Source organism: Microbacterium gilvum (assembly GCF_039543865.1).
Classification (GTDB): domain Bacteria; phylum Actinomycetota; class Actinomycetes; order Actinomycetales; family Microbacteriaceae; genus Microbacterium; species Microbacterium gilvum.
Window position 1 is genome coordinate 133,332 of sequence record NZ_BAABKO010000003.1, and the last position, 16,263, is coordinate 149,594.

Annotated in this window: 14 protein-coding genes; 12 read left to right on the plus strand and 2 right to left on the minus strand. The window is 69.9% G+C overall.

The window, feature by feature from the left end; genetic code table 11:
• Nucleotide 1 precedes the first annotated feature (1 nt).
• The 12 genes from ABD998_RS09820 (at nucleotide 2) to ABD998_RS09875 (ending at nucleotide 14,754) form a co-directional block, all read left to right on the plus strand.
• Nucleotides 2-1,000, plus strand: coding sequence for a carbohydrate ABC transporter permease (locus ABD998_RS09820; protein ID WP_345438570.1), 999 nt, complete (start codon nucleotides 2-4; stop codon nucleotides 998-1,000).
• Complete coding sequence (locus ABD998_RS09825; protein WP_345438573.1) at nucleotides 997-1,881, plus strand: carbohydrate ABC transporter permease; 885 nt, start codon at nucleotides 997-999, stop codon at nucleotides 1,879-1,881. Before ABD998_RS09820 ends, ABD998_RS09825 begins: the two co-directional genes overlap by 4 nt.
• Nucleotides 1,878-2,579: a hypothetical protein gene (locus tag ABD998_RS09830; protein WP_345438576.1), complete on the plus strand. Its 702-nt coding sequence runs from the start codon at nucleotides 1,878-1,880 to the stop codon at nucleotides 2,577-2,579. Before ABD998_RS09825 ends, ABD998_RS09830 begins: the two co-directional genes overlap by 4 nt.
• Nucleotides 2,576-4,630 (plus strand): glycoside hydrolase family 36 protein, encoded by a 2,055-nt coding sequence (locus ABD998_RS09835; RefSeq protein ID WP_345438578.1) that lies wholly within the window; start codon nucleotides 2,576-2,578, stop codon nucleotides 4,628-4,630. Before ABD998_RS09830 ends, ABD998_RS09835 begins: the two co-directional genes overlap by 4 nt.
• 2 nt (nucleotides 4,631-4,632) lie before the next feature.
• The gene (locus ABD998_RS09840) at nucleotides 4,633-5,514 is read left to right on the plus strand and encodes a family 43 glycosylhydrolase (protein ID WP_345439109.1); all 882 of its coding nucleotides are present in this window, start codon (nucleotides 4,633-4,635) and stop codon (nucleotides 5,512-5,514) included.
• Nucleotides 5,514-6,476, plus strand: a complete 963-nt coding sequence (locus ABD998_RS09845) for a hydroxyacid dehydrogenase (RefSeq protein WP_345438580.1) — start codon at nucleotides 5,514-5,516, stop codon at nucleotides 6,474-6,476. The genes ABD998_RS09840 and ABD998_RS09845 overlap by 1 nt, the downstream gene beginning before the upstream one ends.
• A 17-nt stretch (nucleotides 6,477-6,493) precedes the next feature.
• On the plus strand, nucleotides 6,494-8,065 hold the full coding sequence (locus ABD998_RS09850; RefSeq protein WP_345438583.1) for a family 43 glycosylhydrolase: 1,572 nt from the start codon (nucleotides 6,494-6,496) through the stop codon (nucleotides 8,063-8,065).
• A gap of 99 nt (nucleotides 8,066-8,164) precedes the next feature.
• Entirely contained in the window at nucleotides 8,165-9,703 is a 1,539-nt protein-coding gene (locus tag ABD998_RS09855; protein ID WP_345438585.1) for an alpha-N-arabinofuranosidase, read from the plus strand.
• A 14-nt stretch (nucleotides 9,704-9,717) separates the two neighbouring features.
• Entirely contained in the window at nucleotides 9,718-10,716 is a 999-nt protein-coding gene (locus ABD998_RS09860) for a LacI family DNA-binding transcriptional regulator (protein ID WP_345438587.1), read from the plus strand.
• Nucleotides 10,717-10,999: 283 nt separating this feature from the next.
• Nucleotides 11,000-11,989: an ABC transporter permease gene (locus tag ABD998_RS09865; RefSeq protein ID WP_345438589.1), complete on the plus strand. Its 990-nt coding sequence runs from the start codon at nucleotides 11,000-11,002 to the stop codon at nucleotides 11,987-11,989.
• Nucleotides 11,990-11,996: 7 nt separating this feature from the next.
• Nucleotides 11,997-12,956, plus strand: a complete 960-nt coding sequence (locus tag ABD998_RS09870; RefSeq protein ID WP_345438592.1) for a carbohydrate ABC transporter permease — start codon at nucleotides 11,997-11,999, stop codon at nucleotides 12,954-12,956.
• A 28-nt stretch (nucleotides 12,957-12,984) separates the two neighbouring features.
• Nucleotides 12,985-14,754 (plus strand): type 2 periplasmic-binding domain-containing protein, encoded by a 1,770-nt coding sequence (locus ABD998_RS09875; RefSeq protein ID WP_345438594.1) that lies wholly within the window; start codon nucleotides 12,985-12,987, stop codon nucleotides 14,752-14,754.
• A 281-nt stretch (nucleotides 14,755-15,035) separates the two neighbouring features.
• On the opposite strand, the gene ABD998_RS09880 is transcribed toward ABD998_RS09875, so the two are convergent.
• Together ABD998_RS09880 and ABD998_RS09885 are read right to left on the minus strand one after the other, a co-directional pair.
• On the minus strand, nucleotides 15,036-15,647 hold the full coding sequence (locus ABD998_RS09880; RefSeq protein ID WP_345438596.1) for a DUF624 domain-containing protein: 612 nt from the start codon (nucleotides 15,645-15,647) through the stop codon (nucleotides 15,036-15,038).
• 40 nt (nucleotides 15,648-15,687) lie between these two features.
• Entirely contained in the window at nucleotides 15,688-16,242 is a 555-nt protein-coding gene (locus ABD998_RS09885) for a Chromate resistance protein ChrB (protein WP_345438598.1), read from the minus strand.
• Between the last annotated feature and the right edge of the window lie 21 nt (nucleotides 16,243-16,263).

A 16,263-nucleotide genomic window follows, 5' to 3' on the forward strand; every position in this document is an offset into this window, starting at 1 on the left:
CATGAGCGATTCACCCCTGCCGCGGGCCACAGCGACCATCGATGCGGTCGCCGAGCCCGGTGCTCCGACGCTGGCGGCACCCCGGGTGGCGGCCCGTGTCCGGCCTCCGCGGTCGCGTCGCCGCCTGCGCACGGGCCGGTGGACGATGTTCGCCTTCGTCGTCCCCGCGCTCGCGGTCTACCTGCTGATGGTCATCATCCCGTCGCTGCAGTCGGTCGAGCTGAGTCTTACCGACTGGGACGGGGTGAGCGACGGCTACGACTACGTCGGTCTCGCGAACTACGGCGAGATCCTGCAGAGCGGCCGATTCTGGAACGCCGTCAAGAACACGCTGATCCTCGGACTGGGGTCGGCCGTGATCATCAACGTCGTCTCGCTCGTGATCGCCCTCATGCTCGACAAGCTCGAGCACGCCCAGGGGTTCTTCCGAACCGCCGTCTACCTGCCGGCCCTCGTGAGCGGCTTCATCGCCGCGACCATCTGGAAGTACCTCCTCAACTACAACTTCGGGTTCGTCAACACGCTGCTGCGCGACCTGGGCGTGCCCGATGCGGCTCGCGACTGGCTCGGAGACAGCAGCATCGTCGTCGGCGTCATCCTGTTCCTCACCTGCTTCACGCTGGGCGGCAACACCACCCTCATCTACCTCGCGAACCTCCAGTCGGTCCCTCAGGAGCTTCTCGAGGCGGCGCGCATCGACGGCGCGAATCGGCGTCAGGTGTTCGCGAACGTGACCTGGCCGATGCTCGCGGGGGCCGTGACCGTCAACATGACGCTCGCGATGATCGCCGGCTGGACGATCTTCGACCAGGTCATGGTGCTCACCTCGGGTGGCCCCGGATTCATCAGCGAGACCATGGCGTTCTTCATCTACAAGGTCGGCTTCGGCGAGTACCGGGCCGGGTTCGGCAGCGCCGCCGCGATCGTGCTGTTCATCGTCGTCATCGTCAGCACCGTCGCCGCCAACACCTACATGCGCAAGAGGGAGATCCAGGCATGACCGCCACACAGGTGCTGACGACGCGTCGCGCGTCGCGCAAGGAGCCGAGGGCGCGCAAGCGCTGGACGCCCGGCGAGGTCGTCGTGATGGTCGTGCTCGGCGTGCTCGTCGTGCTCGTCTCCACGCCCGTGCTCTATGCCCTCGTGAACTCGTTCCGCTCCTACGCCGAGATCACCATCGACCCGATGGGGCTGCCCACGTCGTTCGCGTTCGACAACTACGTGCAGCTCTTCCAGCAGACGGACTTCCCCGAGGCGCTGCTCAACACGCTCATCATCACGGTGGCGACGATCGTCCTGCTGATCGCCATGGTCCCGATGGCCGCGTACGGCATCGAGAGGATGGGCGGACGCGCCGGCCGCTGGCTCTACGTCCTCTTCATCGCCGGCCTCATGATCCCGTTCCAGGTGCGCATGATCCCGCTCGTGAAGGGCTTCGACGACGTCGGCCTCTACAGCACCCTGACGTCGGTGGTCCTCGTCCACCTCGGCGGGGCGGCGAGCTTCGGGATCCTGCTGTACTGCAGCTTCATCAAGGGCATCCCGGTCGAGGTGGAGGAGGCAGCGCACGTGGACGGCGCGGGCCGGCTGCGCACGTTCTGGCTCATCGTGTTCCCCATGCTGCTGCCCGTGACGAGCGCCTTCGTCATCATCCAGGCGCTCGGCCTGTGGAACGACTTCTTCATCCCGCTGGTGTTCCTCGACTCGTCGTCGGCGGGCACGATCAACGTCGCCATCAACCGGATGGTCGGGCTCCTCACCTCGCAGTGGCAGTTGATCTACACCGGCGCGATCCTCGCGATCATCCCGTCCGTGGTGATCTTCGCCGCGTTCCAGCGCTACTTCATCAAGGGGATGTCCATCGGGGCGGTGAAGGGATGAGCGCCCCCGCGACGCGGACGGGTCGCCTGCTCGCGCACGACGGGAGGATCGCGGGATGGCTGCTCGCCATCTGGCAGTGCTTCCTCGCGGGGGCGTCGTTCCTCGCGGCGCTCGCTCCGCTCATCCTGTTCCAGGCGCTGGTCGGATGGCAGCCCACGCACCTCGCGATCGCGCTTTTCGGCGTCGCCGTGCTGCCCGTCGTGCCCGGTCTGCACGCGCTGCTCGTCGCGACCGGGCGCGTGCTCGACCACGGTGGCGCAGCGCGTGCCGGCGCGGTCTTCTGGCTCGCGTTCCGCGAGGGCTGCGGGCGACTGCGCGGCGTCGCGCTCTCGACGGGCGCCGTCGTCGTCGTGCTGTCGTACGACCTCGCGCTCTTCCCGGAGGACGACGCCGTCACGCTCGTCGTGCTCGGGTTCGCGATCACGCTCATCGCCGTGCTGCTCGCGATCTGCGCCACCGCGGCGGCGGCCCCCGCGCGGGGGCCCGCGCTGATCGCCGCGGCATCGGCAGCGGCAGCGCGGCGTCCTCACATCGTGCTCGCCTGGCTCCTGCTCGTCGCCCTCGGAACGGCGTCCTGCGCCGTGCCCGTGCTCGGCCCGAGCCTCATGGTTTTCGCCCCGGCGCTCGTCGCGCTCGGCATCCACATCTGCAATCGCGCTCTCGGCTTCGGCCCGCGCATCGAACAGGAGAACCTGTGACCGACGTCCTCGCCGCCCCCACCCTCGCGACGCTCGACGCCGGCGCATTCGCGGTCGCCTGGTCGGATGATCACCCGGCTGGCCTTCACAGCGGCCGCTCGACGCTCGGCGGCCGTGTCGGAACGGCGCTCGTCGAGGTGCTCACAGCGGCCGAGCAGCGTGCCCGCACGAGCCAGGCCTACTACCGCTCTGCCGTCGGCGAGCGGCTCAGGGTCCGTTCGACCGATCAGATCGACGAGGAGACCGTCGTCATCGTGCAGCGCGACGAGGCGACCGGGCTCGAGACGTCGACGACGCTGACAGCGCCGCGCGGCACGTCGGCGCTCCGCATCGAGACGGCGGTCGTGAACACGTCCGATGCGCCGATCACGCTGACCGCGATCGGCTCGGCCACGGTCGGCTTCGGCCGCGACGCGGCCGACCTCGCCGGGATGAGTCTGCTCACGGCTCGCAGCGAGTGGCTCGCCGAGAACCGCTGGTCGGAGCGGCCGTTGCCGAGCGTGCTCCCGGAGCTCTCGCTTCCGCTGCACGGCCAGGACGGCCGCGGCCACGCGGCCATCTCGAGCCACGGCGCGTGGTCGAGCGGCGAGTTCGTTCCGGTCGGCGCGCTCGTCTCCGGGAGCGACGCGCTCGCCTGGCAGATCGAGACGAGCGCGGGCTGGACCGTCGACCTGTCGCAGACCGCGGACGGAGGCGTCCTCACGCTGCTCGGTCCCGCCGACCTGGAGAACCATTTCGCGCATCGGCTCGAGCCCGGGGGCGGGTTCGCCGCGGTGCCGGTCGCCGTCGCCGTGTCGGCGAGCGGCATCGACGGCGCGATCGCCGAGCTCACCGCCTATCGCCGCTGGCTCAGGCGCGATCGCATCGAGGCGCTGCCCGTCGTCTACAATGACTTCATGAACACCCTCATGGGGCAGCCGACGACCGACGTGCTGCTGCCGCTCGTCGCAGAGGCCGCCGCGGCGGGGTGCGAGGTCTTCTGCATCGACGCCGGCTGGTTCGCCGACCCGTCCGTCGGCGACTGGTGGGCGACGGTGGGGGAGTGGCGCGAGTCGTCCACCCGGTTCCCCGACGGCGGACTGCAGCGTGTCACCCGCGCCATCCGGGAGAACGGCATGAGGGTCGGGCTCTGGCTCGAGCCGGAAGTCATCGGCGCGGCCAGTCCGGCGGCCCGCTCGCTGCCGGACGACGCCTTCTTCCAGCGGTTCGGCGAGCGTGTGCGCGAGCACGAGAGGTTCCACCTCGACTTCCGGCATCCTTCGGCGCGCGCCCATCTCGACGCGGTGGTCGACGCCCTCGTGCGCGACCATGATGCGACGTATCTGAAGCTCGACTACAACATCAATCCGGGCGCCGGCACGGAGTACGACGCGACATCCGCCGGGGACGGCCTGCTCGCGCACACCCGCGCCTTCCGCGAGTGGCTCGTCGCGGTGCAGGAGCGCCATCCCGGGCTCGAGCTCGAGAACTGCAGCTCGGGCGCAATGCGCGCCGACTACGCGCTGCTCTCTGTCACGCACCTGCAGTCGACGAGCGATCAGCAGGATTTCCGCCTGTACCCGCCGGTGGCGGCGTCCGCGCCGATGTCGATCCTCCCCGAGCAGTGCGGCAACTGGGCGTATCCGGCCGCAGGCATGAGCGAGGAGGAGACCGCGTTCACGCTCGTCACGGGTCTCAGCGGCCGGCTGTACCTGTCGGGCTTCCTCGACAGCCTGAGCGATGAGCAGCGCGCCGCGGTCGCGCGCGCCGTCGCCCTCCACAAGGACCTGCGCGCGTCGCTCGCCGACGCCGTGCCGTTCTGGCCGCGGGGGCTCCCCGCCTGGGACGACGACATCGTCTGCCTCGGACTCCGCGCGCCAGAGCGCACGCTGCTCTTCGTCTGGGATCGCGCCGCCGAGGCCTCGGCGATCCTCGTGCCGGGTGTGCACGGGTGTGTCGCGCAGGCCTTTCCGACGAGCGGATGGGCGGTGTCGTCGTCCGGCGACGGCATCGTGATCGAGACCGTCGCGGGTCCCACCGCCCGCGTGCTGACCGTGGAGGAGAGCTCGTGACCATGACCATCCGACCGGGGACGACGTTCCTCGACGACCGCGGCCGTGTCGCACAGCTGCACGGGATCGGCGTGCAGCGCGTCGGCGACCGCTGGTTCGCCTGGGGCGAGGACAAGACCGCGGGGCAGACGTTCACGGCCGTCGCCTGCTACTCGACGGCCGACTTCGCGACATGGCGCTTCGAGGGGAACGCGCTCGAGGCCGCGGACGGCGACATCGGTCCTGATCGTGTGGTCGAGAGGCCGAAGGCGCTCCGGCGACCTGACGGCACCTGGGTGCTCCTGCTCCACATCGACACGACCGACTACGCGGCGGCGCGCGTCGGCTACGCGGTGTCGGATCGGCCGGAGGGACCGTACCGGTACATGGGGAGCGAACGACCGCTCGGCAACGTCAGCCGAGACATCGGCGTGTACCAGGAGGCGGGCATCGGATATCTCCTGTCGGAGGATCGCGACAACGGACTTCACCTCTACCGTCTGCGCGACGACTACCTCGCGGTGGAGTCGATCGTCGCGACGCTCCGGCAGCAGATGCGACCCGAGATCGGCTACGAGTCGCCGACGCTCGTCAAGCACGAGGACCGCTATCACCTGTTCGGCTCCGACCTCACCGGATGGAGCCTCAACGACAACATGCATGCGACCGCAGGCACCCTCGAAGGGCCATGGTCGCCGTGGCGCGGATTCGCGCCGGCCGGGAGCCGCACCTTCGACTCCCAGGTCAGCGTCGTCGTGCCCGTCGACAGCGGCTTCATCTATGTGGGCGACCGCTGGCAGTCCGACGACCTCTTCCACTCGCCCGCTGTCATCCTGCCGCTGCGCATCGACGGCGACAGCGCCGTGCTCGAGTGGCGCGACGCCTGGACGCCGGGGGAGGCGTGATGCGCGCAGCCCTGCTCATGGACCCGCACCTCGTCGACTTCGTGTTCGGCGAGGAGGAGCGGCGTGCGCTGACCGAGGTCTTCGACATCGGCTTCACCGCGGTGAACGCCGTCCACGACCTCGCGGAGCCCGAGCGGGTCGAGGTGCTGCTGATGGGATGGGGCGCGGTGGCGCCGACCGACGCCGATCTCGACCGATTGTCCCGGCTGCGGGCGATCGTGCACTGGGGCGGCGGCTTCGGATCCGCCGGCGACGTCGCGGCGCGCGGCATCGCGCTCTCCTCGGCGAAGGCCGCCAACGCCGTTCCGGTCGCCGAGTTCACGCTCGCGATGATCACTCTGGCCGCGAAGGACGTCTTCTGGGCATCGCGCCAGTACACGCTCGAGCAGCGGTACATCGACCGCGAGCGGGAGTACGGGCACACCGGTCTCGCGGGTGCGACCGTGGGCGTCGTCGGCGCGTCGACGATCGGCGAGCTCGTCATCGCCGGTCTCCACGACCAGGGGGTCGATGTGGCGGTGCACGACCCGACGCTGTCCGCCGCGCGGGCTATCGCGCTCGGCGTCGAGCGGGTGGACGACCTGGAGGCCCTCGCGGCGCGCTCGCGCATCCTCACGATCCACGCCCCCGACCTGCCGCAGACGCGGGGGATGGTGTCGGCCGCCGTGCTCGCGGCGCTCCCCGACGGCGCCACGCTCGTCAACACCGCACGCGGAGCGCTCGTCGACCAGGAGTCGCTCGTCGCAGAGCTCGGGTCCGGTCGCATCCACGCCGTGCTCGACGTGACGGAACCAGACCCGCTGCCGCCCGGCCACCCGCTCTACGCTCTGCCCAATGTCTTCCTCACGCCCCATCTCGCCGGATCGATGGGGACCGAGCTGCGCAGACTCGGCGCGGTCTCCGCGTCCGAGGCGGTCCGCTTCGCGAACGGCGACGCCTTGCTCCACCCCATCCTGATCTGACGAAAGCACCGAGCGCCGTGGCCCGCATCGAGAACCCCGTCCTGCGCGGATTCAACCCCGACCCGTCGATCCTGCGAGTGGGCGAGGAGTACTTCCTCGCCACGAGCACGTTCGAGTACCAGCCGGCGGTGCGCATCCACCGGTCTGCCGACCTTGCGACGTGGGAGATCGCCGGGCACGCCCTGCACGATCTCGACCTTCGCGGCATCCCCGACTCCGGCGGCGTGTGGGCGCCGAGCCTGACCCATGTCGACGGCGAGTTCTGGCTCGCGTACTCCGTCGTGCGCACCATGGACGGCGACGACAAGGACATCGACAACTACCTCGTGACCGGACCGAGTCCGCTGGGGCCGTGGAGCGAGCCCGTGCACCTCGGCTCACGCGGCTTCGACTTCTCGTTCTTCCACGACGACGACGGGACGCATTGGATCGTCGGCGTGCAGTGGGACCAGCGGCCGGAGCACCCCTCGTTCAGCGGCATCGTCGTCGAGCAGTACCTGCCCGAGGATCGCCGGACGTCGGGCGTGGCGCATCGCATCTACGCCGAGGAGGGTCTCGTCGAGGGGCCGAACCTCTACCGCATCGGCGGAGAGTACCTCCTCCTGCTCGCCGCGGGCGGCACGGGCTGGAACCACGGGATCTCGGCCGCACGCTCGCGGTCGCTGCTCGGGCCGTATGCGCGCGACACGGCGGAGGCCGTCCTCACGACTCGCGACGCCCCTGGCGCAACTCTGCAGAAGGCCGGCCACGGCGAGCTCGTCGAGACGCCGGAAGGCGAGTGGGTCCTCACCCACCTCGCGACGCGTCCCGCACTGCATCTCGGCGAGCGTTACGGGACGCTGGGCCGGGAGACGTGCCTGCAGTCCGTCGTCTTCGAGGACGGCTGGCCGCGGCTCGCGCATGGCGGTCATCATCCCGCGCAGTCCTTCGCCGTCTCAGGGGACAAGCACGCGGAGGCGGAGGACGTACCGCCCGCGAGCGGCTGGACCGACGACTTCGACCGATCCGAGCTCGACACGCTCCGGTGGTCGACGCTGCGGGTGCCCGCGCCCCAGTCGGGCATCGACCTCGAGGCGCGCCCGGGGTGGCTGCGTCTGCACGGCGGGCACTCGACGGCATCGGTGTTCGAGCAGTCGACGGTGCTGACGCGCGTGGAGGAGCACGACACGGAGTTCGAGACCATCGTCGACGGCGACCCGCGCTCGCCGCGGGAGGCGGCGGGACTCATCGCCTGGTACGACCGGAGCGGCTGGATCTGGCTGCAGCTGACGTGGGATCCGGACCATGGCCGGCACCTGCGCGTCGTGCGGCGCGACGACCGCACGACCATCCGATCGGCGGCCGTGCCGGTGCCGGCAGGCGAGCTGGGGCTCAGGGCGCACCTCGACGGCGCGGCCCTGACCTTCTCGTACGCGATCGACGGCGGCTGGCGCGCGATCGATGGGACGTTCCCCGCCTGGACGCTGTCGGACGACCACGGGCCACGGCTGCGGTTCACGGGGATGTTCCTCGGCCTGCGCGCCGAGGACCTCGACGGGCGCGGATGGTCCGCCGACTTCGCGCGCGCGGAGGTGCGCACCCGCCCGTGAGCTGGTGTCGGTGCGTCGCCATCCCGCCGTCGCACCGTCATCCGCCGAGACCGCTGAGGGCCTTGACGCACCTCTCTTGTATCGGTAAAAATCATCATCATGACCTCCACCCCCATCCGCGCCGTCGTCAACGTCGACCTGCCGGGCGCCACCATCAGCCGCCACCTCTACGGGCACTTCGCCGAGCACCTGGGCCGGTGCATCTACGGCGGGTTCTGGGTCGGCGAAGGGTCGGACATCCCGAACGAGGGCGGCATCCGCCTCGACGTCGTGGAGGCGCTCCGTGCGCTCGGCATCCCCAACCTGCGCTGGCCGGGCGGCTGCTTCGCCGACGAGTACCACTGGCGCGACGGCGTCGGCCCGCGCGACGAGCGCCCCCGCACCGTCAACAGCCACTGGGGCGACGTCGTGGAGAACAACGCGTTCGGCACCCACGAGTTCATGCAGCTGTGCGAGATGCTGGACGCCGAGCCCTACGTGAGCGGCAACGTCGGCTCCGGCACCGTGCAGGAGATGAGCGACTGGGTCGAGTACCTCACGCGCGGCGACGACTCGCCGATGGCCCGGCTCCGCCGGGAGAACGGGCGCGACGAGCCCTGGACGGTGCCGTTCTGGGGTGTCGGCAACGAGCCGTGGGGCTGCGGCGGCAACATGAGCGCGCAGACCTTCGCCGACCTCGCGCGCCAGTACGCCACCTACGTGCGCCAGCACAGCGGCAACAGCGTCTACCGCATCGCCGCGGGCGCATCGGACGGCGACTACCGGTGGACGCAGACGCTCATGGAGGCGCTCGGCAGCGTCGAGCGGCCGGGCGAGCTGCGCGGCGTGTTCCAGGCGATCTCGTTCCATTACTACTCGATGACCGGGACGTGGGACCGGAAGGGAAGCGCGACCGATTTCACGGTCGACGAGTTCTACCGCGCGATCGCCGCCGCGGCGAAGGCCGAGCGGTTCATCGAGGGGCACTCCGCCGTCATGGACGTGTACGACCCGGAGAAGAAGATCGGACTCGTCCTCGACGAGTGGGGCACGTGGTGGGACCCGACCCCGGGAACGAACCCCGGCTTCCTCGAGCAGCAGAACACGCTGCGCGACGCGCTCGTCGCGAGCGTGCACTTCGACGCGTTCCACCGCCACGCCGACCGCCTCGTGATGGCGAACATCGCGCAGACGATCAACGTGCTCCAGGCGATGCTGCTCACCGACACCGAGACCGGTGCTCTCGTGCTGACGCCCACCTATCACGTGTTCGAGATGAACCGCGGCCACCACGATGCCCGTGCGCTCGACGTGCATCTGCTGGACGACGCGCCCGTGCGCGAGTCGTCGGCGGGCGACGTGCGCACGCTGTCGGCGTCGGCCTCGCGCAAGGACGGCCGGGCACTCCTCTCCCTCACGAACGCGCACGACGCCGACGCCGCGACCGTCGCCATCCAGCTGCGCGGGGCGACCGCGGGCGACGTGCGCGGACGCATCCTCACGGCCGCCGCGATCGACGCGCACAACACGTTCGCGACGCCCGATGCCGTGGCCGTGACGACCTTCGAGGGGTTCTCTCTCGACGGCGACGTGCTCACCGTGACGATCCCCGCGCACTCGTATGTGACGATCGATCTGGCGGTCGACACCGCCGACTGACGGGAGGCGGGCGGATGGCGACCATCCACGATGTCGCGAAAGCGGCGGGCGTCTCCGCCATGACCGTCTCGAACGTCCTCAACGATCGCCCGCACGTGCGCGCGGAGACACGCGAGAAGGTGCTGCGGGCGATCGCCGAGCTCGACTACCGCGTCAACCCGGCCGCGCGCCGGCTGCGCAGCTCGCGCACGGGCACGATCGGGCTCGCGGTGCCCGACATCGCGCAGCCGTACTTCGGCGTCCTCGCGTCGCACGTCGTGGAGGCCGCGGGTCGGCGCGGGCTGAGGGTGACCGTCGAGCAGACGAGCGCCGCGCGCGACAGGGAGCTCGAAGCGGTCGCCCTGTCGCGCCGTCTCATGATCGACGGGCTCATCCTGAGCGCCCTCGGCGTGAGCGTCGACGACCTGCGCGCCATCGACTACCCGCTCGTGCTCGTCGGCGAGAAGGATCTCGCCGACGAGCTGCCGCAGGTGTCGATGCCGAACGAGGAGGGCGCGCGCGCCGCCGTCGCGCATCTCCTCGCGACGGGCTCGCGCCGCATCGCCGTCCTCGGCGGCATCGTCGAGGACGGCGGGATGGCCTCGGAGCGGCTGGCAGGGTACCGGCGCGCCCACGGAGATGCGGGGCTCGTCCCCGACCCGGCGCTCGCGGTGCCGGCCGAGCGCTATGGCATCGAAGGGGGCGCGACGGCCGCTGCGGAGCTGCTGCGGCGCGGCGCCCCCTTCGACGGCGTCTTCTGCATGACCGACGCGGTCGCTCTCGGTGCGCTGCACGCGCTCATCGGAGCCGGCCTGCGGGTGCCGGAGGACGTGCAGCTCGTCGGCTTCGACGACGTGCCGGCCGCACGCTATGCGAATCCCGCGATATCGACCGTGAGCCCCGATCACGAGTTCATCGCGGAGACGGCCGTCGTCCTGCTGGAGCGGCGGATCGCGGGGGAGCAACTGCCCGCCCCTCGCCGTACGGTGAGCCCTTTCTCGCTCGCCCTGCGCGGGACGACGCGCCGGGCCTGAGCGGCGCCATCCATCCGCGCGGAGCGTCGAAGCGCTTGCGCGAGCGGGGAGGAGCCGCCTCCGGCCGTGCGGCACGGATCGTGCGCACGCGCTTCCTCCAGCGCGTGGGAGCGCTCGCATGCGTCGAATTTGTGCTTGACGGCACCAAATTCTCCGGATACTTTCTTCGAAGCGGTTCGACAGTCGCCCGCACTCGCCCAGCGAGGCACGCGACGACGAGCACACGACACCGACACGAAGGAGTGGGGATGGCTGTGCGCCTTGACATCTGCGGGGCCTGCGCATGAGCGTGCAGACCCAGGTCGGCGTCGTCGCGGCAGAGGCGGCGAACGCCGACGAGCCCGCGGCCCCAGCCATCCGCCCGCCGCGCAAGCGCCGGCGCGCGTCGTTCACGATGTTCCTCTGCATCGCGCCCTTCCTCGTGCTCGTGTTCCTGTTCTCGTACTTCCCGCTGTACGGCTGGATCTACGCCCTGTACGACTACCGGCCGGCGCTGGGCCTCGCGGGCAGCGAGTTCGTCGGGCTCCAGTGGTTCGAGCTCATGTTCAACTCACCCGCCCAGGTCGCGCAGATCGGGCAGGTGCTGACGAACACGCTCGCCATGAGCGCGATCGGCATCGCGACGTCGATCCTCCCGGTGGCGTTCGCGATCTTCCTCAACGAGGTCAAGGCGCCGTGGTTCCGCAACACCGTGCAGACGCTCACGACGCTCCCGAACTTCATCTCCTGGGTGCTCGTGTACATGATCGCGTTCTCGCTGTTCTCGAGCACGGGCCTCGTCAACGACGTGCTGATCGACTCCGGCCTCATCACCGCGCCGGTGAAGTTCCTCGACTCCGGTGAGAACGTCTGGCTCACGATGACGCTGTGGAGCCTGTGGAAGGGGCTCGGCTGGGGCGCCATCATCTACCTCGCCGCCATCGCGGGCATCGATCCGGCGCTGTACGAGTCGGCGAAGCTCGACGGCGCCGGGCGGTTCCAGATCATGTGGCACATCACGCTGCCGCAGCTCATGCCGACCTTCGTCGTCCTGCTCATGCTGTCGATCGCCAACCTGCTCAACAACGGCATGGAGCAGTTCTACGTCTTCCAGAACGCCTTCAACCGCGAGCACATCGAGGTGCTCGACCTGTACGTCTACAACATCGGCCTGACGGGCAACAGCCTGTCGATGGCGACCGCCGTGGGCATGCTCAAGAGCCTCATCTCGGTCGTGCTCCTCTTCGCCGTCAACCTCATCGCGAAGCGCACGCGCGGCGCGTCGATCATCTGAGGCAGCCATGACCGTCACCGAGACCTCGACCCTCGTCACCTCCTCGCCGCGACGGAAGCCGCCGCGCTTCGGCCGCCGCTCGCCGGGAGACGTCGCCTTCCCGATCGCGAACTACGCGCTGTTCACGGTGTTCGCCCTGCTGTGCGCGTACCCCTTCTACTACCTGATCATCAACTCGATCAGCGCCAACGACGTCTCGGCGCTCGGCGACGTGCGGCTGTGGCCGGAGGGGCTCCACCTCGCGAACTACCTGCAGGTGTTCCAGCTCGACGGGTTGGCGAACGCGGCCGCCGTGTCGGTCGCGCGCACCGTGCTCGGCACCGTGGCGACCGTGCTCGCCTCGGCGTTCCTCGGCTTCATGTTCACGCAGGAGCGCATGTGGGCGCGCCGGTTCTGGTACCGGTTCACGATCATCACGATGTACTTCAGCGCCGGGCTCATCCCCGTGTTCATCATCATCAAGGCGCTCGGGCTGACGAACAACTTCTGGGTGTACGTGCTGCCGTTCATCGTGCAGCCGTTCAACATCATCCTCGCGAAGACCTACGTCGAGTCGATGCCGCAGACGCTGCAGGAGGCGGCCGAAGTCGACGGCGCCAACATCGTGCAGGTCTTCCTCAAGGTCTACCTGCCGAACATGACGCCCATCCTCGCCACCATCGCGATCTTCTCGGCGGTGGCGCAGTGGAACATGTTCCAGGACACGCTCATCTACATCACCGATCAGAGCCTCTACACGCTGCAGTACCAGCTGTACATGTTCATCAACCAGGCCTCGAGCCTGGCGCAGGCGGCGCAGAACGCGGGCGGGAACCTCGGCGCGATCGCCGCGGCCGCCACGGCGCAGACGCCCACCTCCATCCGCATGACGATCTCGGTGATCGTCGTGCTCCCCATCATCTTCATCTACCCGCTGTTCCAGCGGTTCTTCGTCAAGGGCATCATGCTCGGCGCCGTCAAGGGCTGACGGTCGAGCTCGAGAGAGAGGAAAGCACGTGAGCATCAAGAGGATGGCCGCGGCCGCCGCGGTGGGCGCGCTCGCCGTGGCGTCGCTGAGCGGCTGCTCGCTGATCACCGGCGATCAGCCGCAGCAGGCGGACGGCTCCGCGGGGGCATCGGGGAGCTTCCCGGAGAGCTGGGACGAGACGATCACGATCGACGTCTTCGACGGCCTCGCGAACTACATGGGCGTCCAGAGCGGATGGTTCGCGAAGATCGTCAAGGACAAGTTCAACATGGAGCTCAACATCATCGCGCCCAACGTCGCCGGCGGCGGCGACACGCTCTACAACACCCGGGTCGCGGCGGGAGACCTCGGCGATCTCATCATCACCGACAAGGGGCAGAAGCTCGACGAGCTCATCGAGGGCGGGCTCGTGCTCGACTCGAGCGCCTACTACGACCAGATGGAGCACGCGCCGCGGTTCGACGCCGCCGTCGATAAGCTCAACGAGGAGAACGAGGGTGTCTACGCCTTCCCGACGAGCGTGTCCTCCATCAAGCCGACCGAGTCGTCGGAGGGGCTCGAGCCGACGTTCGGCCCCTACCTGCGATGGGACTACTACGCCGAGCTCGGCTATCCCGAGGTGGGGACGCTCGAGGACCTGCTGCCCGTCCTCGCCGACATGCAGGAGGCCCATCCGACCGGCGACAACGGGCAGCAGGCCTACGCGCTGTCTCTGTTCAAGGACTGGGATGGCAACTTCATGAACAACGCCAAGCAGCCGGCGACGTTCTACGGCTTCGACGAGGTCGGGTTCGTGCTCGCCCAGGCCGACGGCTCGGAGTACCAGAGCATCATCGACCCCGACTCGGCGTACGTGCGCTCGCTGCGCTTCTTCCACGAGGCCAACCAGCTGGGCCTCGTCGATCCCGAGTCGACCACGCAGAACTACGACACCATGTTCACGAAGTACCAGAACGGCCAGGTGCTGTTCTCGTTCTGGCCGTGGTTGGGCCAGGCCGCCTACAACACCCCCGAGCACACCGCGGAGGGGCGGGGCTTCGGGATGGTCGACATGGCGGACCAGAGGATCTTCTCGTATGGCGCCGAGGTCTACGGCGCCAAGCAGGTGCTCGCGATCGGCGCGAACGCGGAGGACCCCGAGCGCATCGCCGCCTTCATCGACTGGCTGTACTCGCCCGAGGGAGCCTACGCGAACGGCAGCCAGACCGGGGCCGCCGCGGGGCCGCAGGGTCTCAACTGGGAGATCGGCGACGACGGAGAGCCCGCGCTGACGGAGTTCGGCACCGAGGCTCTGCTGACGGGCGAGGCGACGGTGCCCGAGGAGTGGGGCGGCGGCGCCTACCGCGACGGCGTCTCGGCGCTCAACGTGACGGTCGTGCTGCCGGCCGACGTCGACCCCGACACGGGCTACCCCTACAGCTACACGTTCTGGCCGAGCTTCCAGGAGACGCAGGCGAACCCCTTCACCGAGGACTGGTCCGCGCACATGGGCGGGGCGACGTCGACCATGGAGTTCCTCGAGGCGAACGATCAGATCACGGTCGCCCCGGGCGCGGGCTACACGGCGCCCGCCGACACATCGGAGATCGAGACGCTCCGCAACCAGATCAAGGCGTCGATCGTGCAGTACTCGTGGCAGCTCGTGTTCGCGGAGGACGACGCCCAGTTCGAGTCGCTGCTCGCCGAGATGAAGACGACGGCCGAGGGGCTCGGGTACGACAAGGTCTACGACTTCGACCTCGAGAAGGCCGAGGCGCAGAACGAGGCGCGCGTGGAGGTGGCCGCCGAGTTCGGGTGAGCCGCGCCGTCCGCCGAGCCGCGGGCCCCGGGATCGCTTCGGTCCCGGGGCCCGCCGCGTCGTGTGTCAGGGTCGGTGTCCAGGGCCGCCTCCGCGTCCACGGGCCGCCTCCTCGGGGTCTCGGACCCTTCGTCGGGGTGGCGGTTTGCGGCCGTGTGGGGGCCGTAGGGGTCGGGAAGTGCGACCTGGGGGAGACCGGCAGATCGACCGCCGCGCCGCCGCGCCGCCGCGCCGCCGCGCCGCCGCGCCGCCGCGCCGGGCCGGGCCGGGCCGGAGTCGGATCAGGCCGGGTCGGTGTGCCGCGCGAAGGCGCTGCGGAACGCGAACGCCGCGGCGTAGGCGCCGACGGAGAACCCGATCGTGCCGAGGATGACCGTGAACGGCGGCACGACGACAGCGAGGCTCGCGCAGGCGGCGGGGATGGCCACGAGGATGAGCGTGCGCGTCGGCTCCGCGAGCGGCAGCAGCATCGCGTTGCGCAGGGTGATCCGCACCGGCGCTCCGTAGCGGCCGACGAGCGCGAGCCCGTAGAGGAGAACGGCGACGAGGTACGCCGCGCCGAGCAGTGCCACCGCCCCCGCGATCGCGCCGACGATCGACTCCATGCCGAGCCAGAACACGCCGCTGAACACGAGCGCGGCTAGCGGCAGCCCGATCGCGAGGAGGACGGCCGTGCCGCGGGCGGCGTTCCGCACCAGCCCGGGGAAGAAGTCGGCGAGGGGTCGGCCCTGCTCGTCGTCGGAGTACCGCATCGTCACCTCGAACAGCGACGCCGTCGCCGTTCCGATCGTCACGACAGGCAGGCACACGACGAGGTACGACACGTTGAGCGCCACGAAGGTGAGGAACGTCGACAGCCCCGACAGGGCGCGCCCCTCCGGATCGATCCTCATCGGGCGCCATCGCTCGCGTGCATATGTCGAGAATATCGACTTATGCCCGCGTGCGTGTTCCGCCGTTCTCCTCGTACACCCGCCCGGCGAAGTCGTCGAGCGCGGCCTCGCACGCGCGCAGGCGCGTCGCCGCCTGCGCGCCCTCGTCGAGGGCGAGGACGTCGCGGCGCCGTAGGTCGCGATGCCAGCGCCGCAGCCGGTCGAGGCTGTGCTCCTCCTCCTCGAGCTCGGCGAACGTGAACTTCCGCTTCGCGATCTCGCGAGCGATCTCGTCCTCGAACTTCCCGCAGTCGGCCGTGAACTCCCGCCACTCCTCGATGCGCGCCTCCCGGAACGTCTCGACGACGAGCGTGCGCGCCGCCTCGTCCTGAGGGGTCACGGCGAACGATGCGACCGAGCCGCCGCCCTCCGCTGCGAGCTCGGATGCGCGGGCGAGCGCCGCGCGGAACGCGTCGGCGTCGGGCAGCGCCCACGTCCCCTGCGAGACGGGCACCGCGCCGACACGGCGGAGCTCCCGCCACACCGCGACGCGATGCCGGGACGGGTCGCTCGGCACCTGCACGACGGCGAGCAGCCATCCTGTGTCCTCGACCATCCTCCGAGCGTAACGTGCGCG

What these genes read in the sequence shown, in the direction of transcription:
- ABD998_RS09820 (WP_345438570.1), top strand. Translation starts at nt 2, where the DNA reads ATGAGCGATTCACCCCTGCCGCGGGCCACAGCGACCATCGATGCGGTC.
- ABD998_RS09825 (WP_345438573.1), top strand. Translation starts at nt 997, where the DNA reads ATGACCGCCACACAGGTGCTGACGACGCGTCGCGCGTCGCGCAAGGAG.
- ABD998_RS09830 (WP_345438576.1), top strand. Translation starts at nt 1,878, where the DNA reads ATGAGCGCCCCCGCGACGCGGACGGGTCGCCTGCTCGCGCACGACGGG.
- ABD998_RS09840 (WP_345439109.1), top strand. Translation starts at nt 4,633, where the DNA reads ATGACCATCCGACCGGGGACGACGTTCCTCGACGACCGCGGCCGTGTC.
- ABD998_RS09845 (WP_345438580.1), top strand. Translation starts at nt 5,514, where the DNA reads ATGCGCGCAGCCCTGCTCATGGACCCGCACCTCGTCGACTTCGTGTTC.
- ABD998_RS09855 (WP_345438585.1), top strand. Translation starts at nt 8,165, where the DNA reads ATGACCTCCACCCCCATCCGCGCCGTCGTCAACGTCGACCTGCCGGGC.
- ABD998_RS09860 (WP_345438587.1), top strand. Translation starts at nt 9,718, where the DNA reads ATGGCGACCATCCACGATGTCGCGAAAGCGGCGGGCGTCTCCGCCATG.
- ABD998_RS09865 (WP_345438589.1), top strand. Translation starts at nt 11,000, where the DNA reads ATGAGCGTGCAGACCCAGGTCGGCGTCGTCGCGGCAGAGGCGGCGAAC.
- ABD998_RS09870 (WP_345438592.1), top strand. Translation starts at nt 11,997, where the DNA reads ATGACCGTCACCGAGACCTCGACCCTCGTCACCTCCTCGCCGCGACGG.
- ABD998_RS09880 (WP_345438596.1), bottom strand. Translation starts at nt 15,647, where the DNA reads ATGAGGATCGATCCGGAGGGGCGCGCCCTGTCGGGGCTGTCGACGTTC.
- ABD998_RS09885 (WP_345438598.1), bottom strand. Translation starts at nt 16,242, where the DNA reads ATGGTCGAGGACACAGGATGGCTGCTCGCCGTCGTGCAGGTGCCGAGC.